The sequence below is a fragment of the Eleftheria terrae genome (assembly GCF_030419005.1).
Taxonomy (GTDB): domain Bacteria; phylum Pseudomonadota; class Gammaproteobacteria; order Burkholderiales; family Burkholderiaceae_C; genus Caldimonas; species Caldimonas terrae.
Genome location: NZ_CP106951.1, coordinates 2,029,050 through 2,053,326, shown reverse-complemented (window position 1 = coordinate 2,053,326; position 24,277 = coordinate 2,029,050). Strand labels below are relative to the sequence as shown.

22 protein-coding genes are annotated in these 24,277 nt (G+C 68.8%); 19 read left to right on the top strand and 3 right to left on the bottom strand.

Annotation, left to right across the window (positions count from 1 at the left end; all coding sequences use genetic code 11):
- Window positions 1-1,178: 1,178 nt before the first annotated feature.
- The 7 genes from flhB to N7L95_RS08870 all read left to right on the top strand — a co-directional run bounded on the left by flhB (window position 1,179) and on the right by N7L95_RS08870 (window position 10,683).
- Window positions 1,179-2,366, top strand: a complete 1,188-nt coding sequence (gene flhB, locus N7L95_RS08900; protein ID WP_301259464.1) for a flagellar biosynthesis protein FlhB — start codon at window positions 1,179-1,181, stop codon at window positions 2,364-2,366.
- On the top strand, window positions 2,363-4,453 hold the full coding sequence (flhA, locus tag N7L95_RS08895; RefSeq protein ID WP_301259463.1) for a flagellar biosynthesis protein FlhA: 2,091 nt from the start codon (window positions 2,363-2,365) through the stop codon (window positions 4,451-4,453). Before flhB ends, flhA begins: the two co-directional genes overlap by 4 nt.
- Window positions 4,450-6,108 carry a flagellar biosynthesis GTPase FlhF gene (gene flhF / locus N7L95_RS08890; protein ID WP_301259462.1) on the top strand — a complete coding sequence of 553 codons (1,659 nt, stop codon included), beginning with the start codon at window positions 4,450-4,452 and terminating at the stop codon, window positions 6,106-6,108. Before flhA ends, flhF begins: the two co-directional genes overlap by 4 nt.
- Entirely contained in the window at window positions 6,101-6,916 is an 816-nt protein-coding gene (locus tag N7L95_RS08885; protein ID WP_301259461.1) for a hypothetical protein, read from the top strand. The genes flhF and N7L95_RS08885 overlap by 8 nt, the downstream gene beginning before the upstream one ends.
- 16 nt (window positions 6,917-6,932) lie before the next feature.
- Window positions 6,933-7,646 carry an RNA polymerase sigma factor FliA gene (locus N7L95_RS08880; protein WP_301259460.1) on the top strand — a complete coding sequence of 238 codons (714 nt, stop codon included), beginning with the start codon at window positions 6,933-6,935 and terminating at the stop codon, window positions 7,644-7,646.
- A gap of 28 nt (window positions 7,647-7,674) precedes the next feature.
- Complete coding sequence (locus N7L95_RS08875; RefSeq protein ID WP_301259459.1) at window positions 7,675-9,024, top strand: methyl-accepting chemotaxis protein; 1,350 nt, start codon at window positions 7,675-7,677, stop codon at window positions 9,022-9,024.
- 501 nt (window positions 9,025-9,525) lie between these two features.
- Window positions 9,526-10,683 (top strand): PEP-CTERM sorting domain-containing protein, encoded by a 1,158-nt coding sequence (locus N7L95_RS08870; RefSeq protein WP_301259458.1) that lies wholly within the window; start codon window positions 9,526-9,528, stop codon window positions 10,681-10,683.
- A 118-nt stretch (window positions 10,684-10,801) separates the two neighbouring features.
- On the opposite strand, the gene N7L95_RS08865 is transcribed toward N7L95_RS08870, so the two are convergent.
- The 3 genes from N7L95_RS08865 to flgA form a co-directional block, all read right to left on the bottom strand.
- Entirely contained in the window at window positions 10,802-11,140 is a 339-nt protein-coding gene (locus N7L95_RS08865; protein WP_301259457.1) for a hypothetical protein, read from the bottom strand.
- 127 nt (window positions 11,141-11,267) lie between these two features.
- Window positions 11,268-11,597, bottom strand: coding sequence for a flagellar biosynthesis anti-sigma factor FlgM (gene flgM, locus N7L95_RS08860; RefSeq protein ID WP_301259456.1), 330 nt, complete (start codon window positions 11,595-11,597; stop codon window positions 11,268-11,270).
- 102 nt (window positions 11,598-11,699) lie between these two features.
- Window positions 11,700-12,443, bottom strand: coding sequence for a flagellar basal body P-ring formation chaperone FlgA (flgA, locus tag N7L95_RS08855; RefSeq protein ID WP_301259455.1), 744 nt, complete (start codon window positions 12,441-12,443; stop codon window positions 11,700-11,702).
- 202 nt (window positions 12,444-12,645) lie between these two features.
- On the opposite strand from flgA, the gene flgB reads away from it, so the two are divergent.
- Genes flgB through N7L95_RS08795 form a run of 12 tightly spaced genes read left to right on the top strand, consistent with a single transcriptional unit; the run spans window position 12,646 to window position 24,207 of the window.
- Window positions 12,646-13,056: a flagellar basal body rod protein FlgB gene (gene flgB / locus N7L95_RS08850; protein WP_301259454.1), complete on the top strand. Its 411-nt coding sequence runs from the start codon at window positions 12,646-12,648 to the stop codon at window positions 13,054-13,056.
- A gap of 37 nt (window positions 13,057-13,093) precedes the next feature.
- Window positions 13,094-13,498 carry a flagellar basal body rod protein FlgC gene (gene flgC, locus N7L95_RS08845; RefSeq protein ID WP_301259453.1) on the top strand — a complete coding sequence of 135 codons (405 nt, stop codon included), beginning with the start codon at window positions 13,094-13,096 and terminating at the stop codon, window positions 13,496-13,498.
- Between the two features lie 25 nt (window positions 13,499-13,523).
- Window positions 13,524-14,198, top strand: coding sequence for a flagellar hook assembly protein FlgD (locus tag N7L95_RS08840; protein ID WP_301259452.1), 675 nt, complete (start codon window positions 13,524-13,526; stop codon window positions 14,196-14,198).
- 34 nt (window positions 14,199-14,232) lie between these two features.
- Window positions 14,233-15,582 carry a flagellar hook protein FlgE gene (gene flgE, locus N7L95_RS08835; RefSeq protein ID WP_301259451.1) on the top strand — a complete coding sequence of 450 codons (1,350 nt, stop codon included), beginning with the start codon at window positions 14,233-14,235 and terminating at the stop codon, window positions 15,580-15,582.
- 34 nt (window positions 15,583-15,616) lie between these two features.
- A complete protein-coding gene (gene flgF / locus N7L95_RS08830; RefSeq protein ID WP_301259450.1) occupies window positions 15,617-16,351 on the top strand; it encodes a flagellar basal-body rod protein FlgF in 735 nt (244 codons plus the stop codon).
- 20 nt (window positions 16,352-16,371) lie between these two features.
- The gene (gene flgG / locus N7L95_RS08825; RefSeq protein ID WP_301259449.1) at window positions 16,372-17,154 is read left to right on the top strand and encodes a flagellar basal-body rod protein FlgG; all 783 of its coding nucleotides are present in this window, start codon (window positions 16,372-16,374) and stop codon (window positions 17,152-17,154) included.
- 14 nt (window positions 17,155-17,168) lie between these two features.
- A complete protein-coding gene (locus tag N7L95_RS08820) occupies window positions 17,169-17,861 on the top strand; it encodes a flagellar basal body L-ring protein FlgH (RefSeq protein ID WP_301259448.1) in 693 nt (230 codons plus the stop codon).
- A gap of 41 nt (window positions 17,862-17,902) precedes the next feature.
- Window positions 17,903-19,015, top strand: a complete 1,113-nt coding sequence (locus N7L95_RS08815; RefSeq protein ID WP_301259447.1) for a flagellar basal body P-ring protein FlgI — start codon at window positions 17,903-17,905, stop codon at window positions 19,013-19,015.
- Window position 19,016: 1 nt separating this feature from the next.
- Window positions 19,017-19,898 carry a flagellar assembly peptidoglycan hydrolase FlgJ gene (gene flgJ / locus N7L95_RS08810; RefSeq protein WP_301259446.1) on the top strand — a complete coding sequence of 294 codons (882 nt, stop codon included), beginning with the start codon at window positions 19,017-19,019 and terminating at the stop codon, window positions 19,896-19,898.
- Between the two features lie 10 nt (window positions 19,899-19,908).
- Window positions 19,909-21,771, top strand: a complete 1,863-nt coding sequence (gene flgK, locus N7L95_RS08805; protein WP_301259445.1) for a flagellar hook-associated protein FlgK — start codon at window positions 19,909-19,911, stop codon at window positions 21,769-21,771.
- Window positions 21,772-21,795: 24 nt separating this feature from the next.
- Window positions 21,796-22,980 carry a flagellar hook-associated protein FlgL gene (gene flgL / locus N7L95_RS08800; RefSeq protein ID WP_301259444.1) on the top strand — a complete coding sequence of 395 codons (1,185 nt, stop codon included), beginning with the start codon at window positions 21,796-21,798 and terminating at the stop codon, window positions 22,978-22,980.
- A gap of 27 nt (window positions 22,981-23,007) precedes the next feature.
- On the top strand, window positions 23,008-24,207 hold the full coding sequence (locus tag N7L95_RS08795) for an EAL and HDOD domain-containing protein (RefSeq protein ID WP_301259443.1): 1,200 nt from the start codon (window positions 23,008-23,010) through the stop codon (window positions 24,205-24,207).
- Window positions 24,208-24,277: the final 70 nt, after the last annotated feature.

Genomic DNA, 24,277 nt, shown 5'->3' with positions numbered 1-24,277 from the left:
GGGCAACCTTCCACTTGCTCCGCTCCTCGACGCCCCACACGGGGCCCCACCACCTACGCCTCGCTTCGCATCGGCTGGGGCCTGCTTTTCCTGCGGAAAAGGTCGGCGGGGCAGGAGGTGCTGATGTGTCGGTGCGCCACTGTTGGAGACCTGGCGCATTCCGTCATTTTTCTAACGCAGCCCCCCGGCGAAGACGGGCCTCGGCACTCCGCTGCATTGAAGCTGGGCCTGGTGTCCCCGTCGGTCAGCTGCCTGTTGCACGAGATGGCAGCCGTGGAACATGCTCGACGCCTCGACGCCTCGACGCCTCGACGCCTCGACGCCTCGACGCCTCGACGCCTCGACGCCTCGACGCCTCGACGCCTCGACGCCTGCCCTTCTTGCGTCTTGCCTTACCTTGCCAAGTGCAGCGACTCCAGCGAGGCGTTGACGACATTGCGCGTGTGGGTGAGCGCCAGTGGAAGCGCAATGCAGTCATCAGGTCCAAGCCGTGAAGCAATTCACGAAGCGCCAGCCACAGAGGCGCACGGCTTGCGCTGGCCAGGCGCAACACCCGCGTCCGCCCCATCCAGCACAGCCACTTCACATCCCGAACCTGCTCCACCGGAGCAGGGAGGCAGCACGCCGATGCGAAGCGAGGCGTAGGTGGCGGGGCCCCGTGTGGGGCGTCGAGGAGCGGAGCAAGTGGAAGGTTGCCCCGCCCGCAGGGCGGGGACGGCGAGCATATTCGAGCACCGTTTCGAGGGTGCGTAGCGCCCTCGAAAAAGGGCGAGTTGCGCAGCCGCCTTCCACTTGCGAGCACCGCAGAGCACCCCTTCGCGCAGCGAAGGGGCGCCCCACCCGGGGTCGCCTTTCTTTGCCTTCTTTCTTTGGCGAGACAAAGAAAGAAGGTGCGCCGCCGGGCGCACATCCCGGCACCGCACCCGCAGGGTGCGCGCCTGCGCCAGCAGGCATCACCCCCGCGGCCACCCCCGCGGCCACCCCCGCGGCCACCCCCGCGGCCACCCCCGCGGCCACCCCCGCGGCCACCCCCGCGGCCACCCCCGCGGCCACCCCCGCGGCCACCCCCGCGGCCACTCGGCCCCACCCCCAGAACTACCCCCCTTTCTCCCCTCTATTCCCCCTCAAGCCCCGCCCCCCTTTCCCGACAATGGCGCAACCCCATCCACCCCCGCGCCATGGCCGACCAAGACCAGCAAGACCGCAACCTCCCAGCCTCGGAAAGAAAGATCCGCAAGGCCCGGGAGGAAGGCCAGGTCGCTCGCTCGCGCATGCTGGGCCACTTCCTGATCGTGGCCGCCGGCGTCGGCGTGCTGGCCGCCGCGGCGCCGTGGATGACCCACTGGATGCAGGCGGTGCTCACCAGCGGCCTGAGCTTCGGCCATGAAGACGTGGCCTCCGGCGCCAAGATGGCCGAGCGCCTCAGCGTCGCCACCCTCAAATACCTCTGGCTGGTGCTGCCGCTCGGCGCGGTGATGTCCCTCGTGTCCGTGCTGGGCAACCTGGCTTCCGGTGGCTGGAACTGGACCATGAAGCCCATGGCCCCCAACTTCGGCAAGCTCAACCCGCTCAGCGGCCTGGCCAAGCTGGTCGGCAAGGACCAGCTGCTGGAAGCCCTCAAGGCCTGCGGCCTGGCCCTGCTCATCGGCACCGTCGGCGGCTTCTACCTCAAGGCCCACCTGCAGGACTTCCAGAACGCCCTCGGCATGGCGCTGCCGGCCGCCGTCACCACCCTGGCCGGGCTGCTCTTCAACGGCCTGGCCCTGATGCTGCTGGTGCTCGGCGTGGTCGCCGGCATCGACATCCCCATCCAGCGCCACAAGCTGATGAAGCAGCTCAAGATGTCGCACCAGGAAGCGAAGCAGGAGTACAAGGAAGCCGAGGGTAACCAGGAAGTCAAGGCCAAGATGAAGGCCCGCATGCGGGAAATGACACGCCGCCGCATGATGGCCGCCGTCCCGAATGCCGACCTGGTGGTGATGAACCCGACCCACTATGCCGTCGCGCTCAAGTACGAAGAAGGCAAGATGACCGCGCCGCGCGTCGTCGCCAAGGGTGCCGACCTGCTGGCCATGCAGATCCGCGACCTGGCGCGCGACAGCAAGGTGCCGGTGCTGCAGGCCCCGATGCTGGCACGGGCCCTCTACGCCCACGCCGACATCGACCGCGAGATCCCCATGGCGCTCTACGGCGCCGTGGCGCAAGTGCTCGCTTACGTCTACCAGCTGCGCGCCGCCATGGCGGGCCGGGGCGCGATGCCCGGCGCCCTGCCCGAACTCAACGTGCCGGTCGAGCTCGACCCGCACCACGGCAAGACCATCAGCGACGCTGACGCCGACCAGAGCCCCGAGGAGTCTGACCGATGAACCCGACCCTGCGTCAATTCCAGTCCGTGCTCGGCGGGCTGCCGCTGAAGGCGCTCGCTGCGCCGCTGGTGGTGGTGCTGATCCTGGCGATGATGGTGCTGCCGCTGCCGCCCTTCGCGCTGGACATGCTGTTCACCTTCAACATCGCGATGGCGCTGATGGTGATGATGGTGTCGGCCTACATGGTGCGACCGCTCGACTTCGCCGCCTTCCCGGCGGTGCTGCTGCTCACCACCATGCTGCGGCTGTCGCTCAACGTGGCCTCCACCCGGGTGGTGCTGCTCGAAGGCCACACCGGCACCGGCGCCGCCGGGCAGGTGATCGAGTCCTTCGGCCACTTCCTGATCGGTGGCAACTTCGCGGTCGGCCTGATCGTCTTCGCCATCCTGGTGGTCATCAACTTCGTGGTCGTCACCAAGGGCGCCGAACGCATCGCCGAGGTGAGCGCGCGCTTCACGCTGGACGCCATGCCCGGCAAGCAGATGGCCATCGACGCCGACCTGAACGCCGGCCTGATCGACGAAAAGGAAGCCAAGCGCCGGCGTGCCGAAGTGGGCGAGGAAGCCGAGTTCTTCGGCTCCATGGACGGTGCCTCGAAGTTCGTGCGCGGCGACGCGGTCGCCGGCATCATGATCCTGATCATCAACATCGTGGGTGGCCTGATCATCGGCATCGTGCAGCACAGCCTGTCGGTGGGCCAGGCGGCCGACAGCTACATCCTGCTGGCCGTCGGTGACGCACTGGTGGCTCAGATCCCGGGCCTGCTGATCTCCATCGCCTCGGCCATGGTGGTCTCGCGCGTCGGCAAGGAACAGGACATCGGCAGCCAGATCATGCGCCAGCTGTTCAACACGCCGCGCGCACTCGGCCTGACCGGCGCCATCATCGGCTTCCTGGGCATCATCCCCGGCATGCCGCACGTCACCTTCCTGGCCATCGCCGGCGGCTTCGGCTATGGCGCCTGGTGGATGCACAAGCGCGCGGAGAAAGCCAAGGCACAGGCCGAGATGGCCCCGCCGCCGGCTGCCGCCAACGCCAACCCCAACGCCGAGGCCAGCTGGGACGACCTGCAGCCGGTGGACGTGCTCGGCCTGGAGGTGGGCTACCGCCTGATCCAGCTGGTCGACAAGGAGCGCCAGGGCGACCTGCTCGCCCGCATCAAGGGCGTGCGCCGCAAGTTCGCCCAGGACGTCGGCTTCCTGCCGCCGGCGGTGCACATCCGCGACAACCTCGAACTCAAGCCGAGCGTGTACCGCATCACGCTGCGCGGCGCGGTCATCGGCGAAGGTGAGTGCTTCCCCGGCATGTTCCTGGCCATCAACCCGGGCCATGCCAACACGCCGCTCATCGGCACCCAGACCACCGACCCGGCCTTCGGCCTGCCTGCCGTCTGGATTGAGGAGCGCCAGAAGGAAAGCGCGCAAATGGCCGGATTTACGGTCGTTGATTCCTCGACCGTGGTGGCCACCCATCTTTCACACTTGATGCAAGTTCACGCGGCCAAGTTGTTGGGCCGCAGCGAGACGCAGCAACTGGTGGAACACGTGACGAAACTGGCCCCGCAACTGATGGAAGACGTCGTACCGAAGATGGTCGGCATCGCCGCCTTCCAGCGCGTGCTGCAGCTGCTGCTGGAAGAGTCGGTCCACATCCGCGACATGCGCACCATCGTCGAGTCGCTGGCCGAGCACGGTGCGACCATCACCGACCCGGCCGAGCTGGCCAAGCGCATCCGCATCAGCCTGGCCCCGGCCATCGTGCAGCAGATCTACGGCCCGGCCAAGGAGCTGGACGTCATTGCCATCGAGCCCGACCTGGAGCGCCTGATCACCCAGGCCCTGATGTCGCCCCACGGCGCCGCGCTCGACCCCGGCGTGGCCGAGACGCTGACCCGTTCGGCGGCGCAGGCCTCCAAGAAGCAGGAAGACCTGGGCGTGCCCGCCTGCCTGCTGGTGCCCGACATGATCCGCGCGCCGATGGCGCGCCTGCTCAAGCGCGCCGCGCCGCGGCTCAGCGTGCTCGGCCACAGCGAAATCCCTGAAACCCACACGATCCGGATCGGTTCGATCATCGGAGCCCACGCATGAACGTCAAGCGTTTTGTCGCCCGCACCTCGCGGGACGCTCTTGTGCAGGTCCGCCAGGCTTTCGGCGACGATGCCGTCATCCTGTCGACCCGTCCCTGCAGCGAAGGGGTCGAAGTGCTCGCGATGGCACCCGACAGCGTGGCTGCGATCGAGAAGTTCGATGCCCGCCAGGCACCGGCCGCTGCGGCACCGCGCGCTGCCGCACCGGCTGCGGCGCCTGCCCGCCCGGCGGCCCGGCCCGCCACGCCTGCTCAGGCGCCGGCGCTGGACGGCGATGTCGAGAAGCTGGCGATGAGCACGCTGTCGTTCCAGGACTATGTGCGCGAGCGCATGCTCAAGCGCCGCCAGGCGGCCCTGCAGGCGCAGGCCGCGGAAGCCGCGGGCGCGCTGCCCCAGGCTGCCGCGCCGGCCGCGCTGCCGCCCGCTGCTGCTGCGATGCCGCGTGCCGCCGCTGCGTCCACCGCACTGCCGCTGGAGCAGCGCCTGGCCGAGCGGGCCGCGATGCGCAAGGCCGAGCGCCTGGCCGCCGAAGCCGCCGTGGCCGATCCTCGCCATGCCGGGCTGGCAGACAGCCGCTACGAATCGCATCCTCACCACCATGCCGGCCTGGCCGCGCCGTCGCTGCACGACGAGCCGATGTGGGCCGCACCGGCCGCTGCCGCCGCGGCGCCGGTGATGCCCGCCCTGGCGACCCCGGCGGTCGATCCCGAGCAGCGCAGCATGCTCAACGAGCTGCGCCAGATGAAGGGCCTGATCGAAGAGCGCTTCGGCGCGCTGGCCTTCATGGAGAAGCTGCAACGCAACCCGCACCAGGCCAAGCTCACCCAGAAGCTGCTGGACTGTGGCTTCTCGCCCGCGCTGATCCGCAAGCTGGCCGCCGGCACGCCGGCCGATGTCGGCGACCTCGACAGCTGGGTGGCCAGCGTGCTGCAGCGCAACCTGCTGACCGGCGAAGGCGAGGCCCCGCTGGAAGACCAGGGCGGCGTGTACGCGATGGTCGGCTCCACCGGTGTCGGCAAGACCACGTCCACCGCCAAGCTGGCAGCCGCCTTCGCGGCCAAGTACGGCGCCTCCAACCTCGGCCTGATCACGCTGGACGCCTACCGCGTCGGCGCCCACGAGCAGCTGCGCGCCTACGGCCGCATCATCGGCGTGGCGGTGCACACCGCCCACGATCGCCCGGCGCTGGAAGACCTGCTGGACCTGCTGTCGGCCAAGAAGATGGTGTTGATCGACACCGCCGGCATCGCCCAGCGCGACAGCCGGACGCAAGAGCTGCTGGAGATGGTCGGCCATCGCAGCATCCAGCGCCTGCTGGTGGTCAATTCGGCCGCCCAAGGCGAGACCATCGAGGACGTGCTGCTCGCCTACCGCGCCAACCAGTGCAAGGGCGTCGTGCTCTCCAAGCTGGACGAAGCCGTCAAGCTCGGCCCGGCGCTGGACGCCATGATCCGCCACAAGCTCAAGGTGCTCGGCGTGGCCAATGGCCAGCGGGTGCCGGAAGACTGGTACCGCATGTCGGCCCAGGCCCTGGTGCACCGCGCCCTGCGCGGCGGCGGCAGCGCCGCCTACCGGCTGGACAGCGACGACGTCAACCTCGTCTTCACCGCCCCGCCGCAACGCGGCGCCGCCTACGCCGGAGGCACCCATGCTTGAGCGCGGCTTCGACCAGGCCCATGGCCTGCGCCGGCTGTTCGCCCACCACACCGTGCACCTGCTGCCGGTGGCGGCCAACCCGCATGCCGCCAGCAGCCATGTGCTGCTCGAAGGCCTGTGCCAGGGCCTGGCCGCGCAAGGCCTGCACACCCTGGTGGTGGACGCGGTGCCCAGCGCCAGCGGCCGCGGCGTGGACGTGGCCGCGGCCATTGCCCGTGACCTCGACCTCGGCCAGTGGATCGACCATTTCGACACCCACACCTCGGTGCTGGCGGCGGGTGCCTCGCTGTCGTGCTTCGCCGAGACCGAAGGGTGCGCGACGCTGCTGTTCGAAGCCCTGCGCGAGGCCGCGCCGTCGGTGGACGTCATCGTCTTCCACGCCGATGCGGCCGTGCTGAGCGCCCTGTTCGCGCAGAAGCGGGTGCGGCCGCTGGTGTTCACCGGCGACGACGCCGAGAGCCTCAAGCATGCCTACGCGTCGATGAAGATCCTGGCGCAGTACGGTGGCCTGCTCGACCACGCAGTGGTGATGGATGCCAACGAGCAAGCCATCGGCGTGCCGCCCGCGGCCTTGCGGCTGGTGCGCTGCGCGAGCGACTTCCTGGGCGCCGAGGCGCACCTGGTGGCCGTCACCAGCACCGCCAACGACAACGAACACGTGCTGGCGCAGGCGCTGCACCAGCTCTCGATGAACTTGCTGCACTACGCCCTGCCGTTCTCGCTGCAGGACGGCGAGGCAGCGGCCTGGGACGGCGTGGCAGCCGCCCCGGCTTCCCTCTCCACCGCCGCGACCCTTGCGTTCAACTGATTCCCGGAGCGCTTCCATGTACACCGCCAAAGGCCGCCTCGACCTCAACACGATGCTGAAGCAGTACAGCCCGCTGGTGCGGCGTCTGGCGCATCAGATGATTGCCAAGCTGCCGGCCAATGTGGAGATCGACGACCTGATCCAGGTCGGCATGATCGGCCTGAACGATGCACTCAGCCGCTTCGACGCCGGCCAGGGCGTGCAGTTCGAGACCTTCGCCACCCAGCGCATCCGCGGCGCCATGCTCGACGAGCTGCGGGGCGCGGACTGGATGAGCCGCGGCACCCGCAAGCAGCAGCGCACCATCGAGGCAGCGGTGCATCGGCTGGAGCAGAAGCTCGGCCGACCGCCGCAGGAAAGCGAGATCGCCAAGGAGCTGGGCGTCACCCTGGGCGACTACCAGGACATGCTGAACAAGGTGCGCGGCACCCAGCTGGTGTACCTGGAGGACATGGGCAGCGACAGCAGCGAGGACGACTACCTGGACCGCCATGTCGGCGACAAGGATGCGGACCCGCTCAGCCAGCTCAACGACTACCGCCTGCGCAGCGCGCTGGTGGAAGCCATCAAGGGCCTGCCCGAGCGCGAGCAGTACGTCATGAGCATGTACTACGAGCAGGACATGAACCTGAAGGAGATTGCCGCGGTGCTGGGCGTGACCGAGTCGCGCGTGTGCCAGCTGCACAGCCAGTCCATCGCGCGCCTGAGGGTCAAGCTGCGCGAGTGGTGATCGCAACCAGGAACAGGCAGGCCGGACCATGTTCTCCCTCTTCAAGCGGGCTGCGGTGGCAACGGCAGCCAATGAGCCGGTGGCATCCCTGCCGCCGGTCGACTCCCGTGAGCTGGTGAGGTCCCTGCAGGGCCAGGCCGCCGGACTGGGTCGCGAGGCGGCCGAGGTCCGCGGCATCATCGAGGACGCCATCCGGCTGTCCTCGCGCCAGAGCGAGGCGGTCGCCTCGCTGGCGCAGCAGCTGGTGGGCATCCAGCAGTCGCAGGCCGGCATCGGCAGCGTCACCGACGCGAGCGTGCAAGCCATGGGACATGCACGCCAGGCGGTGGAGGAGGTCGGCCGCGAGGTCGCCGCCATCGTCGACACGCTGCGCGAGGTGGCCGCTGCCGCTCAGCAGATCACCCAGATCGCCATGCAGACCCGCCTGGTCGCCTTCAACGCCTCCGTCGAAGCCAAGCGGGCCGGCGAGGCCGGCCGCGGCTTTGGCGTGGTGGCCGACGCGGTCAAGGACCTGGCGGCCCGGGTGGAGGATTCCTCCAAGCACATCATGGGCACGGTCGGGCGGCTGGACACCCGCATCGAGTCGCTCGCGCGGGAGATTTCCAGCGAGCCGACGCATGGCCGGCAAGGCGCCTTCCACAGTGCCCTGTCCGAGGTGGAGTCGGGCGTGCAACGCATCGCCGAAGCCGCAGCCGGGAGCCGGGGCGCTGGCGAGGCCATGGCGCGGCAGATGGCGGTGATCGAATCGGAGTCCCGGCTCGCCACCGGCGGGCTGAACCAGGCGCTGAAGCGCAGCGAGACCTTCCTCGGCGTCAGCGAACGGTTGATGGAAGTGATCGCCGCCAGCGGCGTCGAGACCGAGGACTCGCCCTTCATCGCGGCGGCGCAGGACACCGCCGCCCGCATGGCCGCGCAGCTGGAGCAGGCGGTGCGCAGCGGCGTGCTGTCGATGGACGCCTTGTTCGACGAGCAGTACCGCCCGCTGCCTGGCACCGAGCCGCAGCAGCACGCCACCCGCTTCGTCGAGCTGACCGACCGCCTGTTCCCGCCGCTGCAGGAGCCGGTGATGCAGCTCTCGCCCAAGGTGGTGTTCTGCGCCGCGGTGGACCGCAACGGCTACCTGCCAACCCACCTGCGCACCTACAGCCAGCCGCAGCGTGCCGGCGACCCCGCCTGGAACGCAGCGCACTGCCGCAACCGCCGCATCTTCAACGACCGCACGGGCCTCGCCTCGGCTCGCAACACGCGGCCCTTCCTGCTGCAGACCTACCGCCGCGACATGGGCGGCGGCCACTTCGTGCTGATGAAGGAGGTGGCGGCGCCCATCGTGGTGGCAGGCCGCCACTGGGGCGGACTGAGGCTCGCCTACCAGTTCTGATCGGCCCGTGTAGCGGGTCGCCACTGCACGCTGCCTGCCTGCCCGGCCGGCGCGTGGCGCGCAACACGGGTCTTCCCGAGAGGGCAGGCGGGCGCTCCCGTGCCAGGGCAGTGCAGGGCTTGCCGGAGGTGGCCTTCGTTCGGCCGCGCCGCCAGGCGACAGGCGGCCGCCGGCGGGTGTGAATGACCGCTCGCATCCGCTTTTGCGCCGCTGGTCGCCATTCGGCGAAAAGGCGGGAAAACATGCCATGGGATGCGACCGCGAGCAAGGCCTGTACCCAGCGCTGCCTACCCGATTTGACAGGCCCTCGATCCGGGGGGATTGGCGTTGCAATCGGGCCGCAAGGGATCAAAAACCAACCCCTTCGGAGAAACGATCACCGATCATTCGTATGTGCACTCGCCGATGCGAGGGTTTACTTGCAACAGAAGGTTGGGTATCGACCTTGGGGGTCATGCACCAAGCATGGCCGGTTGAGCCACAGACCGTTGGGAGCTTTCGATGAACGCCTCTTTCACCTCCATGCGTCATGGCCGCGCGCTCGTACTGGCGGCCGCAGCGACCCTGTGCGGGTCCGCGAGCTGGGCAACCAATGCCAAGCATCACTATCAGGTGACCGATCTCGGCTTTGTTTCGGGCGCCAGCCTGAACAACGCCGGCCAGGTGGCCGGCGTGAGGGAAGTCGAAGGCCTCGGCCGGGTCGGTTTTGTGTGGGACGCCACGGGTGGCTTCCGCAACGTGAGCGCCGGTGCCGGGTATGCCACCGTCGCGTCGGCCATCTCGGGCAACGGCACGGTGGTGGGCCATGCCTACAGCACCGTGTCGGGCACCGACACCCGTGAGACGCCGTTTGTCTGGACCCAGTCCGGCGGCATGCGCAAGATCGACCTGCCGGCCTCTGCCCTCTACGGCAAGGCCGTCGGGGTGAACAGCCAGGGCACGGTCCTGCTGCAGCTGGGCTTCGCCGGCGCGTCGGGCATTGCCTCCAGCACCTACACCTGGACCCAGAGCGGCGGCCTGAAGGCGGTGCTGGAAGGCACGCCCGGCGGCATGGGCTATGCGCCGATGGCCATCAACGACAAGGGTGCTATCGCCGGCTACAACACCGATTCGGTGCCCCCCGGCGCCTTTGTGCGCCAGCCTGATGGCACCAAGATCGAACTGGGCACCCTGGGCGGTCGCTGGTCCGGCACGGCGGACATCAACAACAACGGCTGGGTCGTCGGCACCGGCCTGATCGCCCAGCAGCGCGAAGTGTGCACTCCCTGGGGCTGCCAGATGGAAGACGTGCCGCACGCCTATGTCTGGAGCAAGCAGACCGGCATGATCGACCTCAACGCCGGCGACGCCTCGACCGTCAGCTACGGCGAAGACATCAACGCCGTCGGGCAGGTGGTGGGCTTGCAGGTGGGCGAGGGCGCCTTCCTCTGGGAGAAGGGCCAGAAGACCTTCCTCAACGGCCTGCTGCTGAACCCGGGCTATGAACTGCAGAGCGCCAAGCGCATCAACGACGGCGGCCAGATCCTGGCCCTCACCACCGACGGCCGCACGCTGCTGCTGTCGCCGGCGCCGGAGCCCGAAACGGTGGCCTTGTTCATGATCGGCCTGGGTGCCCTGGCGTGGCGGGCCCGCCGCCAGCGCGGCCACGGCGCCGCTTGAGAGCCTGCTCACAATGCACAACGGCCGCTTCAAGCGGCCGTTTTTCATGGATCAGGGCGGTGCAGGTGCGACGGGCCGGTGTGTCAGCGGCGCGCTTGCGCCGCCGGCAGCGGGAAGCTCAGGCGCTGATGGCGCGGCCGCGCGGGCCGTTGCCGTAGGTGGCGCTGCCGGACTGGCCGCTGTAGACGACCTCCTGGCTGCGGGGCATCAGCACGTCCATGGCGCGGTCAAGGGCGGCCGTGGCGCGCGCCAGGCTTTCCCGCTGGGCCGCCACCTGGCCAGTGGCCGAGACGAGGCGCTGCCGCAGGGCCGGCGGAATGCCGCCGCTGCGGGCGGCGCGGCTGAAGGTGTCGACCGCGTGGGTCAGCGCGCGGTGCAGTTCCGACGCGCTTTGCTCCACGGCGGAGCTGTCACGTGCCAGCAGCGCCTGCCCCAGGGCCTGGAGGCGGGCCTCCACGGCCTGGACCACGGGTTCTAACTCACGGTCACCAGGGGCGATAGTCGCTTGGACGGGCAACATGACGCGGGAATCTCAGGAAGGTCAAGAATCAGGGCATGCCGGGCCGCGGCGGCGGCCGGCCGGCTCAGTGAGCGGGGCGTTCCAGCAATTCGCGGGCGTTGGAGATCAGCCGGTCGGCGATCACCTCCGCATTCACGCGGAAGGTGCCATTGGCAATGGCGGCCTTCATTGCGGCGACCTTCTCGGCGTCGAAGTCCGCATTGCTGGACATCAGCGTGGCGGCGGTGCTGGACAGCTTCACAGTGGTGCTTTCGCCGGCGTCGGCAGATGCAGTGCCTGCCGTCCGGGCGGCAGTCGCCGCGTTGCTGGCCGACTCTGCGCTCGTGGCGCGCGGTGCTGCACCGCTGCTGGGCAGCGCGACCGGGGGCGTTTCAACGTGGTTGCCGATTTTCATGACCTTCTCCTTGACCGGGGACCGACGATGTCGCGTCCACCATGGACGGTATTTCGTCAAACACGCGCCGGACTTTAGGCCTGCCCCTGTTTTTTTTCGTTGTTACAGGGGGACCTCGACCGTGCGCTCGCCGCTCGCAAAGCCCGTGATGATACGGCCGCTTTCAGTGCGGATGCGAACGGGCTGGCCCTCGACACCCGGCGACATCGCCCGGCCTTCGCCATGCACGGCGAACCCCGGGCCGACGGCCACCACCTTCACGGTGTCGCCGAGGGCAAACCAGAGTTTCGGCCGCAAATCGGACTGCTTGAGGGCGTCCCCCTCATTCAAGGGGCGCAGCAGCGCGCGGCCGGCCGCCTGGGCCGGGTCGAGCACCACCGGTGACAAGGTCGCAGCGAGGTCGGCTTCGCCGCGCTGCAGGTCGGAAATCTGAAGGAGGGCGCCCGCTGATAGCGGGCCCCGAGCGACCCAGGCCTCGGCAAAGACGCGCACCGTTACCGGCAGGAACACATTCCAGCGCGTCGGCCCCTCCAGGCACCTCACCCCGATACGGGTGCGTCCCCAAGGCCTGAGGCCAGCCGGCAGGTAGGGCTCCATGCGGGTGCACGGAGCCAGCTTGAGCCGGCTGTCCAGCTCGCCCACGCTCACCTCGACACGGGTGATGCGCGGTGCGGGAGTTCCCGCTGCGGCCGTCGTCCTCTCTCGAGCATGAGCTTGCGCCAAATCGCGCAGCTGAGTCTCGATGTCTGTCCCGCCGGTCTGTGCATGAGCGCCCGCCACGGCCCCGGCCAGCAGCCACGGCACGAGGCCGAGGCGGCAGAGCAGGGAAAGTGGTGGGTGGTTCATGCGAATCGGCGAGAACAGCGTGTGACTGGACCGTGACTGTAGAGAAGGGTCGGTCGCGCCAGGCGGGAAATTGCGTCCCTTTTCGCCTGCTATTCGGGCTCATGTTCCGCCGGCAGATCCAGACAATGCCTCACATCGATACCCGCGCCCCGTCCCCCTGCAGGGAGCCGGCCGGCGCGGCAGCCAACACAAGGGTGAAGCCATGCTCGACCGCCTGACCAGCACGATCAATTTCCAGTCGGAAGCGCTGGTACTGCGCTCCGAGCGGCAGCGCCTGATCGCCAGCAACATCGCCAACGCGGACACGCCCGGCTATGTGGCGCGCGACATGGACTTCGCCAAGGAACTGCGCCAGGCCACGACCAGCCTGGCCGCTGGCAGCCCCAAGGTAGTGGCCACCACCCAAGCGGGACACATCAGCAACCTGGTCAATGGCCGGGCGCCGGTGGAACTCAACTATGCGCAGGCGGCGCAGACCAACCTGGACAGCAACACGGTGGACATGGACCGCGAGCGCGCCAACTTCGCCGACAACTCGGTGCGCTACGAAGCGACGCTGCGTTTCATCAACGGCAGCGTGAAGACGATGCTGTCGGCCATCACCGGCCAATGAGGCCGCAGGCGCCCGGCACTGAACGAAGGAAGCTCCCATGTCGATGTTCAAGGTCTTCAATATCTCCGGCAGCGCGGTCAGCTCGCAGTCGCAGCGGCTCAACGTGGTGGCCAGCAACCTGGCCAACGCCGACACGGTGGCCGGGCCCGACGGCCAGGCCTACAAGGCGCGCCAGGTGGTCTTCCAGACCGTGCTGATGGGCGAGGCCGGCGCCGCCGGCGTGAAGGTCAACCAGGTGACGGAAGACCAGACCCCCGGCCGCCGCGTGCACGATCCCAAGCACCCGCAGGCCGACGCCCAGGGCTACGTGACCTACAGCAACGTGAACGCGGTGGAGGAGATGGTCAACATGATCTCGGCCTCGCGCTCCTACCAGAACAACGTCGAAGTGATGAACACGGCCAAGTCGCTGCTGCAGAAGACGCTGCAGATGGGCCAGTAACCGAGTCAGAAAGCGAAAGGCCAGCATGACCACCTCCGTCAGCAACACCCCCTCCAGCAGCGCCAGCAGCCTCTACGGCAGCTCGACGGTGGAGAGCAAGGACCCCTCGGCCCAGGACCGCTTCCTGAAGCTGCTGGTCACCCAGATGCAGAACCAGGACCCGCTCAACCCGATGGACAACGCCCAGGTGACCAGCCAGATGGCGCAGATCCAGACCGTCAGCGGCATCGAGAAGCTCAACACCAGCATGTCGACGATGGGCAGCTCCTTCATGCAGGGACAGGCCATGCAGGCAGCGTCGCTGATCGGCCGCGACGTGCTGATCGAGGGCAACACTATGACGGTGGAGCAGGGCGCGGACAACAAGGAGTTCGGCCGCGCCGCCTTCGAGCTGTCGGGCAAGGCCAGCCGCGTGACGGTGCAGGTGACCGACGCCGCCGGCCAGGTGCTCGACACCCTTGAGCTGGGCGCGCAGGAAGCCGGCCGCCACCATTTCATGTGGCAGCCCGAGGACGGCACCGACGCCAGCTCCGTCAAGTTCAAGGTGAGCGCCAGCTCCGGCGGCAGTGCCGTGGCCGCCACCAGCTACAGCCGCGAGACGGTCGGCGCCGTGAGCACCACGGCACAGGGCGTCGAGCTGGACCTCGCCAACGGCAAGACGGTTTCCTACGGCAAGGTCGCCGGCGTCGTCAGCCACTGATCCGCATCCCGCCTCTCCAGACAAGGAACACACCATGGGCTTCCAACAAGGTCTTTCCGGCCTGAACGCGTCGAGCAAGAACCTCGACGTCATCGGCAACAACGTCGCCAATGCGGGCACCTTCGGCGCCAAGGCGGCGCGGGCGGAATTCGCCGACATGTACGCCAGCGCGATGAACGGCGCCGGCGGCAACAACATCGGCATCGGCGTGAACCTGGCCGCGGTGGCCCAGCAGTTCTCGCAAGGCAACATCACCACCACCGAGAACTCGCTGGACCTGGCCATCAACGGCGGCGGCTTCTTCCAGGTGGCCGACATCTACCGCGACCCGAACGCCGCGCCGACCGCGCCGCCCACCGTCGCCAGCCCGCCGATGTACTCGCGCAACGGCCAGTTCAAGCTCGACCGCGCCGGCTACATCGTCAACAACCAGAACCAGGCGCTGCTCGGCTACATGGCCGACAACAACGGCATCGTCGCGCCGCAGCAGGCCCGGCCGCTGCAGCTGCCCACCGCCGGCATCGACCCGCAGGCCACCAACAACATCAACCTCGAGTTCAACCTCGACTCGCGTGCCGGCGTCACCGTGCCGGCCGCCGGCAGCATCAGCTTCACCGACCCGCTGACCTACAACAACGCCACCTCGGTGACGGTGTACGACGCCAAGGGCCAGGACGTGGCGCTGACCTACTACTTCCAGAAGTCGGGGCCCGACACCTGGAACGTGTATGCCACTGCCAACGGCAACACGCTGATGGGCGACGCGACGACGCCGGCGCCCATCGCCACCATCAACTTCCCGGCCGACAGCGGCGGCAACCCGGTGGCGCCCAGCGGCTCGATCCAGTACTTCACCAACGGCGGCGGCACCTCCACCGACGGCACCCTCCCGCTGACCGTGCCGGCCACCACCAAGGCCGACGGCAGCAGCACGCTGGAGATCCCGGGCCTGACGCTGGACATGCGCAGCTCCACCCAGTACGGCACCGCCTTCGGCGTGACCAACCTCACGCAGAACGGCTATGCGGCCGGCCAGCTGGTGGGCGTGACCATCGACGACAGCGGCGTGGTGATGGCGCGTTTCTCCAACGGCCAGTCCAAGCCGGCCGCGCAGATCGAGCTGGCCACCTTCCGCAACCCGCAGGGCCTGCAGCCGCTGGGCGGCAACGCCTGGGCGGCCACCTATGGCTCCGGTGACCCCACGCTGAGCGTGCCGGGCTCCGGCAGCATGGGCGTGCTGCAGTCGGGCGCGCTGGAGGAGTCCAACGTCGACCTGACCGCCGAGCTGGTGAACATGATCACCGCGCAGCGCGCCTACCAGGCCAATGCGCAGACCATCAAGACCCAGGACCAGGTGCTGCAGACCCTGGTGAGCCTGCGCTGAGGCAGGCGGGGCAGACGGCTGCTGAGGAGACGCGATGGACCGCATGATCTATCTCTCGATGTCGGGCGCCAAGGCCACGATGCAGAGGCAGGAGACGCTGGCCAACAACCTGGCCAATGTCTCGACGGTGGGCTTTCGCGCCGAGCTGCAGGCCTTCCGCGCGGTGCCGGTGCGTGGCGACGGCGCCAGCACCCGCGTCTACGCGCTGGAGACCACCACCGGCTACGACGCCGCCCAGGGCACGCTGCAGAACACCGGCCGGCCGCTGGATGTGGCGATGCAGGGCAATGCCTGGCTGGCGGTGCAGGGCATGGACGGCACCGAGGCCTACACCCGCAACGGCGCCCTGACGGTGAGCGCCGACGGCACCCTGATGACGCACAACGGCCTGGTGGCGCTGGGCGACGGCGGGCCGATCCAGGCGCCGCCCAATGCCCAGCTGTCGATCGCGCCGGACGGCACGGTGGGTGCCAAGGTGGGCAACGGCCCGATCACCCCGCTGGGCCGGCTCAAGATGGTGACGCCCGAGGAGCCGCTGCAGCGCGGCGCCGACGCGCTGTTTCGCACCGCGCAGGGCGACCCGCTGCCGGCCGATCCCAACGCCCGCCTGCAGGACGGCGCCCTGGAAGGCTCCAACGTCAGCGCGGTCGAGACCATGGTGTCGATGATTGCCGCTGCGCGGCAGTTCGAGGCACAGATGAAGATGATGCAAACCGCCGAGCGAGACGAGCAGGCGGCCGCCAAGCTCCTGTCCGCCAACGGCGGCTGATGGAACAAGAGGTACCCGAAATGATGCGTTCCCTGTGGATCTCCAAGACCGGCATGGAAGCCCAGCAAATCCAGCTGGACCATACCTCGCACAACCTCGCCAATGTGTCGACCACCGGCTACAAGCGGGCGTCGGCGCAGTTCGAGGACCTGATGTACCAGAACCTGCGCCAGAGCGGGGCCAACTCCAGCGAGCAGACCACGCTGCCCACCGGCCTGCAGGTGGGCCTGGGCACCCGCGCGGTGGCCACCGCCCGCAGCTTCACCCAGGGCAACCTGCAGCAGTCGGGCAACCCGCTGGACGTGGCGATCAACGGCAACGGCTTCTTCCAGATCCAGATGCCCGACGGCACCACCGGCTACAGCCGCGACGGCTCCTTCAAGACCGACGCCAACGGCCAGCTGGTGACCAACAACGGCTATGCGGTGGCGCCGGGCATCACCATCCCGCCGAACACGCAGACCATCACCATCGCGGCCGACGGCACCGTCAGCGCCACCGTGCAGGGCTCGGCCCAGCCGGTGCAGCTGGGCAACCTGCAGCTGGCCAGCTTCGTGAACCCGGGCGGCCTGGAGCCGCGCGGCCAGAACATCTATGTGGAAACCGCCGCCTCCGGCAACCCGCAGGCCGCCGCGCCTGGCGCCGACGGCATGGGCACGCTGCAGCAGGGCTTCCTGGAGACCTCCAACGTCAACGTGGTGGAGGAACTGGTGGGCATGATCCAGACGCAGCGCGCCTACGAGCTGAACTCCAAGGCGATCCAGACCTCCGACCAGATGCTGCAGCGCCTGACGCAGCTGTGAACAAGGTGATGAAGATGACGACCCGCACGCTCCGCCTGGCCGGCACGGCCGCCGCCCTCGCCGCCAGCCTGATGACCGGCTGCGCCACCCTGGACCCGAAGGTGGAGGTGGTCGAGCCGACCACCGCCCGCCCGCAGCCGGTGGCCGTGGCGGCCGCGCCGGCGCCTGCCAACGGCGCCATCTTCCAGTCGGCCGGCTACCGGCCGCTGTTCGAGGACCACCGCGCGCGTGTCGTGGGCGACAGCCTCACGGTCAACATCGTCGAGCGGGTGCAGGCGAGCCAGAAGTCGTCCACCTCGGTGGACAAGCAGGGCAGCGTGGAAGCCGGCGTCACCGCGCTGCCCTTCCTGAGCCCCAACTCCTTCAACCGGGCCAGCGCCTCGGGCTCCTCGTCCAACACCTTCGCCGGCAAGGGCAACACCGAGAGCAGCAACAACTTCACCGGCACCATCACCGCCACCGTGATCGAGGTGCTGCCCAACGGCCACATGGTGATCGCCGGCGAGAAGCAGATCGGCCTCAACAAGAACGTGGAAGTGATGAAGTTCTCGGGCCGCATCGACCCGCGTGCCATCCAGCCCGGCAATACCGTGAATTCTTCGCAGATCGCCGATGCCCGGCTGCAATACAAGGGCCAGGGGCAGCAGGCCGAAGCGCAGGGAATTGGCTGGTTGGGACGCTTCTTTTTGAACGTTCTGCCCTTGTGAAGTCGGCCAAACTTCCCCTCAAGTAACCGGGAAGTTGGCCGATGAACGCGATCCTCAAGTTTCTCCTGGGCGCCGCCGGCGCCGCGCTGCTGGCCTTGCCGCTGTCGGCGCAGGCCTTGCGCATCAAGGAAGTCGCCGCCGTGCAGGGCGTGCGCAGCAACCAGCTGATCGGCTATGGCCTGGTCGTGGGCCTGGACGGCACTGGCGACCAGACCACCCAGACCCCCTTCACCGCCCAGAGTGCCGTGGCCATGCTGCAGCAGATGGGCGTCACGGTGCCACCGGGCACCAACATGCAGCTCAAGAACGTGGCGGCGGTGATGGTGACCGCCCAGCTGCCGGCCTTCGCGCAGCCGGGCCAGGCCATCGACATCAACGTGTCCTCGATGGGCAATGCCAAGTCGCTGCGCGGCGGCACGCTCATCGCCACGCCGCTCAAGGGCGCCGACGGCCAGATCTACGCGATGGCCCAGGGCAACCTCATCGTCGGCGGCGCAGGCGCCTCGGCTGGCGGCTCCAAGGTCCAGATCAACCACCTCAGCGCCGGCCGCATCCCCGGCGGCGCCACCGTCGAGCGCGCGGTGGCCACCGCGCTGAACCAGGGCGAGTTCCTGCAGCTCGACCTCAACGCCGCTGACTTCAGCACCGCCCGCCAGGTGGCCGAGGCGATCAACCGCGCCAAGGGCGCCGGCGCCGCCGAGGCGATGGACGGCCGGGTGGTGCGCGTGCGCATGCCGCAGGCCCCCGGCGAGCGGGTGGCCTTCCTGGCCGACATCGAGAACCTGCCGATCGACATGGCCACGCCGTCGGCCAAGGTGGTGCTCAATGCCCGCACCGGCTCCATCGTGATGAACCAGGCGGTGACGCTCGGCGCTTGCGCGGTGGCGCACGGCAACCTGTCGGTCAGCATCAGCTCGACGCCGGTGGTCAGCCAGCCGGGCCCGCTCAGCGGTGGCCAGACGGTGGTGGGCGAGAAAGCCGACATCCAGGTCAAGCAGGACCCGGGTTCGCTGATCAACATGCCGGCCGGCACCAAGCTTACCGACGTGGTGAAGGCGCTCAACTCGCTGGGCGCCACGCCGCAGGACCTGCTGGCCATCCTGCAGGCCATGAAGGCCGCCGGTGCACTGCAGGCCGAACTCGAGGTGATCTGACATGACGCTTGGCTCGCCCCGACTGCCGGCCCAGGGCCTGGCGAGCGACAGCCGCTCGCTGGACGCCCTGCGCACCACCTCCGCCAAGGACCCGAAGGCCGCGATCAAGGAAGCGGCCAAGCAGTTCGAGGCGGTGTTCATGCAGCAGCTGATGAAGACCATGCGCGACTCGACGATGAAGTCGGGCATGCTGGACAACGAAGGCTCGGACATGGGCACCGAGATGCTGGACCAGCAGTACGCCACCCAGATGAGCGGCCTGAGCGGCGGCCTGGCCGACGTGATCGCCCGCCAGCTTTCGCGCAACCTGGGCGGCACGGAGGCGACCACCAGCGCCGAGGTGGCGCAGCAGCGCCTGCCCAAGCCGCTGCAGGGCCTGCCGAAGTCGGTGGCCATTCCCAAGGCCAGCGGCTCGCAGGGCGACTTCCTGCGCGAGAACTGGGACGCCGCGCAGGTGGCGTCGCAGGAAACCGGCATCCCGGCCGAATTCGTGCTCGCGCAGGCGGCGCACGAGTCGGGCTGGGGCAAGCGCGACATCCGCAATGCCGACGGCAGCTCCTCGCACAACCTGTTCGGCATCAAGGCCGGCAGCAGCTGGAAGGGTAAGGTCGCCGAGGTCACCACCACCGAGTACATCGGCGGCCAGCCGCGCAAGGTGGTGGCGAAGTTCCGCTCCTACGACAGCGCCGAGGACGCCTTCCGCGACTACGCCCGCCTGCTGAAGAACAACGACCGCTATGCCGAGGTGGTGCGCCAGGGCGGAAGTGCCCAGGGCTTCGCGCAGGGCCTGCAGAAGGCCGGCTACGCCACCGACCCGGCCTATGCCGACAAGCTGACCCGCATCATCAACACCACGCTGCGCCTGCAGCGTGCCGCGACCTGAGGAGGCGCCCATGTCCGGATTGCTCAGCCTCGGCACCCGCGCGATGTTCGCATCGCAGGCCCAGCTCAACACCACCGCGGCCAACATCTCCAACGCCAACACGCCAGGCTATTCGCGCCAGAGCGTGCAGCTGGAGACCGCCGGCGGCCAGTACAGCGGCGCCGGCTTCTTTGGCAAGGGCGTGAACCTCACCACGGTGAGCCGCGCCCACAGCGATTTCCTCAGCACCGAGGTGGCCACCACCGGGGCGGCGGCTTCCTCCGATGCCGCGCGGCTGGAGCAGCTGCAGCGGCTCGAGAACGTCTTCAAGCTCGGCGAGGCGGGCCTCGGCTTTGCCGCCGGCAAGCTGCTGAACTCGTTCACCGACGTGGCCAGCGCGCCCAACGATGCCTCGGCACGCCAGGTGGTGCTGTCCAACACCGAGGAGCTGGCCTCGCGCTTTCGCACCGTGGCCGGCCAGCTCTCCAGCCTGCAGGCCGGCGTGACGCAGGACATCAAGACCCAGGTGTCGGCCGCCAACGAACTGGCCCAGCGCATCGCCGACCTGAACCAGCAGGTGGCCCGCGTCAAGGGCCTGGGCCACCAGCCCAACGACCTGCTGGACCAGCGCGAGCAGCTGATCAACGAGCTGGGCAAGTACATCTCGGTCACCCAGATCCCGGCTGACGACGGCACCATGGGCCTGTTCATCGGCGGCGGCCAGCGCCTGGTGCTGGGCAACAACGCGCTGCAGCTGGCGGCCGCACCGGACGCTTTCGACAGCAGCATGGTCACGCTGGGCATCAAGGAGGCCGGCGTGGTGCGGCCGGTGCCGGAGAACTCGCTCAGCGGCGGCTCCATCGCCGGCATGCTGCGCTACCAGCGCAACGACCTGGCGGCAGCCTTCAGCGAGGTGGGCCGCATGGCCACCGTGCTGACCACCCGCATCAATGAACAGCAGGCGCTGGGCGTGGACCAGCTGGGCGGCACCGGCGGCCCGCTGCTGCAGAGCGGCTCGCCGCGCCTGCTGCCCAATGCCAACAACACCGGCAGTGCCAGCCCGGCGCTGAGCATCACCGACGCCACCGCGCTGCAGGCCAGCGACTACGAGATGCGCTACGACGGCGCGTCCTGGCAGATGACGCGGCTGAGCGACGGCAGCAGCTGGCCCTACACCCCCGGCACCGAGCGCGACGGTCTGACCTTCGTGCCCGGCGCCGGCGCCGCCGCCGGCGACCGCTTCCTGCTGCAGCCGACCCGGCTGGCTGGCACCGACATGAAGGTGGCCACCACCGACCCGCGCGACATCGCCGCCGCTTCGCCGGTGGTGGGCGTGGTGGGCACCGGCAACCGCGGCACGGTGGGCGTGGGCAGCCTGCTGCCCAAGGAGGCGCATGCCTCGCTGGGCGCGGCGGCCACCATCACCTTCCCGTCGGCCACCACCTGGAGCGCCGACGGCGGCCTCACCAGCCAAGCGATCGTGCCGGGCCAGCCGATTCGCATGAACGGCTGGGAACTGTCGCTCACCGGCACGCCGGTGGCCGGCGACACGATCCAGATCCGCCCCGTGGTGCCGCCCGCCACCAACAACGGCAATGCGCTGGCCATGCTGGCGCTGCGCGACGAGGAGATGGTGGCCGGTGCCACGCTCACCGATGCCTATGCCAGCGCGGTCGGCGAGATCGGCGTGCGGGTGCAGGGCGCGGAGGCGGCCGCCACCATGTCTTCTTCCATCGCCGAGGACGCGCTGGCCACGCGCAACAACCTGTCGGGCGTCAACCTGGACGAGGAAGCCGCCCGACTGATCCAGTTCCAGCAGAGCTACCAGGCCGCCGCCAAGGTGCTGCAGATCGCGCAGTCGGTGTTCGACACGTTGCTGCAGACGGCCGGCTGATAAGCAGAAGGACCCAGGTCAACCATGAGAATCTCCACCGCCCAGACCTACGACGCCTCGGTCAACAACCTGCAGCACCGCCAGAGCGACCTCTCGGACGCGCAGACGCGGCTGACCAGCGGCAAGCGCGTGATGCGCGGCAGCGACGACCCCACCTCGGCCGCCCGCGCGGAGCGCGCGCTGGCACAGGAGGAGCGGGCCGTCGTCGCGCAGCGCGCGGTCGATGCCAGCCGCAACGCCATGCGGCTTAGCGAGAGCGCCTTGGGCGACGCCATCGGCGTGATCCAGTCCGCCCGCGATAGCCTGGTGAACGCCGGCAACGGCGCCTACACCGCCGAGGAGCGCACCACGCTCGCGGCCCAGCTGCAGCAATACCGCGACCAGCTGCTGAAGGTGGCCAACCGGGAGGACAGCGCCGGCACCTTCCTGTTCGCCGGCCAGGGCGCGCCGTCCAAGCCCTTCCTGGAAAGCGGCGGCACGGTGATCTTCAACGGCACGCCGGGCGAGATCGCGCTCGGCTCGGGCGAGAGCCTGCCGGCCACCGTCAACGGCAGCACCGCCTGGATGACGGCCATGACCGGCAACGGCGTGTTCGAGACCGCCGCCAACCCGGCCAATACCGGCAAGGGATGGATCGATGCCGGCCAGATCCGCAACCCGTCGGCCCTGACCGGCGCCGACTATGAAGTGACGATGAGCGTGGCCGGCGGCGTCACCCGCTACAGCGTGACGCGCGACGGCGCCGCCACGGCATTGACCAACGTCGCCTTCCGGGCCGACCAGCCGATCGAGATCGATGGCATGTCCTTCACCATCTCGGGCGTGCCGGCCGCCGGCGACCGCTTCTCGCTGACCCCGAGCGAGCCGAACCTGAGCGTGTTCGACGCGCTGGACGCCGCCATCGCCGAACTCAAGAGCGGCAGCAACACCGCGCAGGGCGTGAGCAACGGCCTGCGCGACCTGGACTCGGTGCTCAGCCGCATGCAGGGCGTGCGCAGCGCGGTCGGCGACACGCTCAACCGCATCGACAATGTCGAGGACCGGCTGGCCGCCTCGAAGCTGCACGCGCAAACAGATCGCACGAATGCGGAGGATTTGGACCTCGTCGAGGCCATTTCGAAGTTCCAGGAGAAGCAAAACGGCTACGATGCCGCCTTGCAGACCTATGCGAAGGTGCAGCGCATGACGCTGTTCGAATACATTCGCTGAGGCTGCCGAATCCCCGGAAAGAACCGCATGGAAATCGACGTTCTCCGCCACATCGCGCTGAGCTACTCGCCGATGATCGACCGCAACCGCGCGGTTGTGGCGACTCGCCTGACTGTCTCCGCACTGAAGCCCGGCAGCGTCTTGCAGGCCGACGAGCTGCTGCAGGCCATCGCCCAGGTGTGGCCCGAAGGCGGCGCCCGCGTCTCGCTCAACATCATGAGCGAGAACCTGCTGAACGACCTGATGCGCGCCAAGCCGCTGGCCAACGTGATGGTCGAGGTGCCGTCCTTCATCGCCAGCGATCCCGCCAACACCGCGGTGATCCAGCAGTTGCACAAGAATGGCACCACGCTGCTGCTGCATGGCCGGCCCTTCCCGACCAGCCTGCCGCGCGAGCTGCTGCCCTGCTTCAAGTACTCCATCATCGACCTCAGCGACGACCGCCGCAAGAACGAGGCGCCCGGCCACAGCGATCCCGGCGTGACGCGCAGCATCGGCTTCATCCAGAGCGGCGTGCGCACGGTCGCCGAGATGGAGGCGAGCTTCGGCCGCGGCGCGCTGGCCATCCTGGGCTGGCCCATCGAGAACGTCATCTCGAGCTCCGGCGCCAAGGCCGGCCAGCCCGACATGGCGGTGCTGGTCGAACTGATTCGGCGCGTCGATGCGGCCGACGAGATCGAGAAGCTCGAAGCGGTGCTCAAGCGCGATCCATCGCTCGCCTTCCAGCTGATGCGCTACATCAACTCGCCGGCCTTCGGGCTGTCGGTGGAGATCAGCTCCTTCCGCCACGCCATCATGCTGCTGGGCTACAAGCGGCTCAAGCGCTGGCTGGCGCTGCTGCTGGCCACCGCGAGCAAGGATGCCAACATGCGGCCGGTGATGTTCGCCTCGGTGCGGCGTGGGCTGTTCATGGAGCAGCTGGTGGGCAGCGCGGGGGATGAGGAAATGCGCAGCGAGGTCTTCATCTGCGGCGTGTTCTCGCTGCTCGACCGGTTGTTCCACAAGCCCTTCGACGAGTTGCTCAAGACCATTCCGGTGCCTGAGCGCGTCTACCAGGCGCTGGTGGACGGCAGCGGTCCCTACCAGCCGTACCTGGAGCTGGCCAAGGCGGTGGAGACCGAAACCGCACCCGTCATCAACGAGCATGCCGAGCACCTGCTGATGACCCTGGCCGAGACCAACCGCGCGGTGCTGGGCACCCTCACCGCCGCCGGCCAGCTGGAGTGAGCGCCGCCGCAGGCGGGCTTTTCGCCTGAAGGGGCGCCAGCCCCTACACTGTCCTGACCCAGGCATTTTC

What these genes read in the sequence shown, in the direction of transcription:
- N7L95_RS08880 (WP_301259460.1), top strand. Translation starts at nt 6,933, where the DNA reads ATGTACACCGCCAAAGGCCGCCTCGACCTCAACACGATGCTGAAGCAG.
- N7L95_RS08875 (WP_301259459.1), top strand. Translation starts at nt 7,675, where the DNA reads ATGTTCTCCCTCTTCAAGCGGGCTGCGGTGGCAACGGCAGCCAATGAG.
- flhB (WP_301259464.1), top strand. Translation starts at nt 1,179, where the DNA reads ATGGCCGACCAAGACCAGCAAGACCGCAACCTCCCAGCCTCGGAAAGA.
- N7L95_RS08840 (WP_301259452.1), top strand. Translation starts at nt 13,524, where the DNA reads ATGACCACCTCCGTCAGCAACACCCCCTCCAGCAGCGCCAGCAGCCTC.
- flgA (WP_301259455.1), bottom strand. Translation starts at nt 12,443, where the DNA reads ATGAACCACCCACCACTTTCCCTGCTCTGCCGCCTCGGCCTCGTGCCG.
- flhA (WP_301259463.1), top strand. Translation starts at nt 2,363, where the DNA reads ATGAACCCGACCCTGCGTCAATTCCAGTCCGTGCTCGGCGGGCTGCCG.
- N7L95_RS08870 (WP_301259458.1), top strand. Translation starts at nt 9,526, where the DNA reads ATGAACGCCTCTTTCACCTCCATGCGTCATGGCCGCGCGCTCGTACTG.
- flgC (WP_301259453.1), top strand. Translation starts at nt 13,094, where the DNA reads ATGTCGATGTTCAAGGTCTTCAATATCTCCGGCAGCGCGGTCAGCTCG.
- flgB (WP_301259454.1), top strand. Translation starts at nt 12,646, where the DNA reads ATGCTCGACCGCCTGACCAGCACGATCAATTTCCAGTCGGAAGCGCTG.
- flgJ (WP_301259446.1), top strand. Translation starts at nt 19,017, where the DNA reads ATGACGCTTGGCTCGCCCCGACTGCCGGCCCAGGGCCTGGCGAGCGAC.
- flhF (WP_301259462.1), top strand. Translation starts at nt 4,450, where the DNA reads ATGAACGTCAAGCGTTTTGTCGCCCGCACCTCGCGGGACGCTCTTGTG.
- flgF (WP_301259450.1), top strand. Translation starts at nt 15,617, where the DNA reads ATGGACCGCATGATCTATCTCTCGATGTCGGGCGCCAAGGCCACGATG.
- flgL (WP_301259444.1), top strand. Translation starts at nt 21,796, where the DNA reads ATGAGAATCTCCACCGCCCAGACCTACGACGCCTCGGTCAACAACCTG.
- flgG (WP_301259449.1), top strand. Translation starts at nt 16,372, where the DNA reads ATGATGCGTTCCCTGTGGATCTCCAAGACCGGCATGGAAGCCCAGCAA.
- N7L95_RS08820 (WP_301259448.1), top strand. Translation starts at nt 17,169, where the DNA reads ATGACGACCCGCACGCTCCGCCTGGCCGGCACGGCCGCCGCCCTCGCC.
- N7L95_RS08815 (WP_301259447.1), top strand. Translation starts at nt 17,903, where the DNA reads ATGAACGCGATCCTCAAGTTTCTCCTGGGCGCCGCCGGCGCCGCGCTG.
- N7L95_RS08885 (WP_301259461.1), top strand. Translation starts at nt 6,101, where the DNA reads ATGCTTGAGCGCGGCTTCGACCAGGCCCATGGCCTGCGCCGGCTGTTC.
- N7L95_RS08795 (WP_301259443.1), top strand. Translation starts at nt 23,008, where the DNA reads ATGGAAATCGACGTTCTCCGCCACATCGCGCTGAGCTACTCGCCGATG.
- flgE (WP_301259451.1), top strand. Translation starts at nt 14,233, where the DNA reads ATGGGCTTCCAACAAGGTCTTTCCGGCCTGAACGCGTCGAGCAAGAAC.
- flgK (WP_301259445.1), top strand. Translation starts at nt 19,909, where the DNA reads ATGTCCGGATTGCTCAGCCTCGGCACCCGCGCGATGTTCGCATCGCAG.
- flgM (WP_301259456.1), bottom strand. Translation starts at nt 11,597, where the DNA reads ATGAAAATCGGCAACCACGTTGAAACGCCCCCGGTCGCGCTGCCCAGC.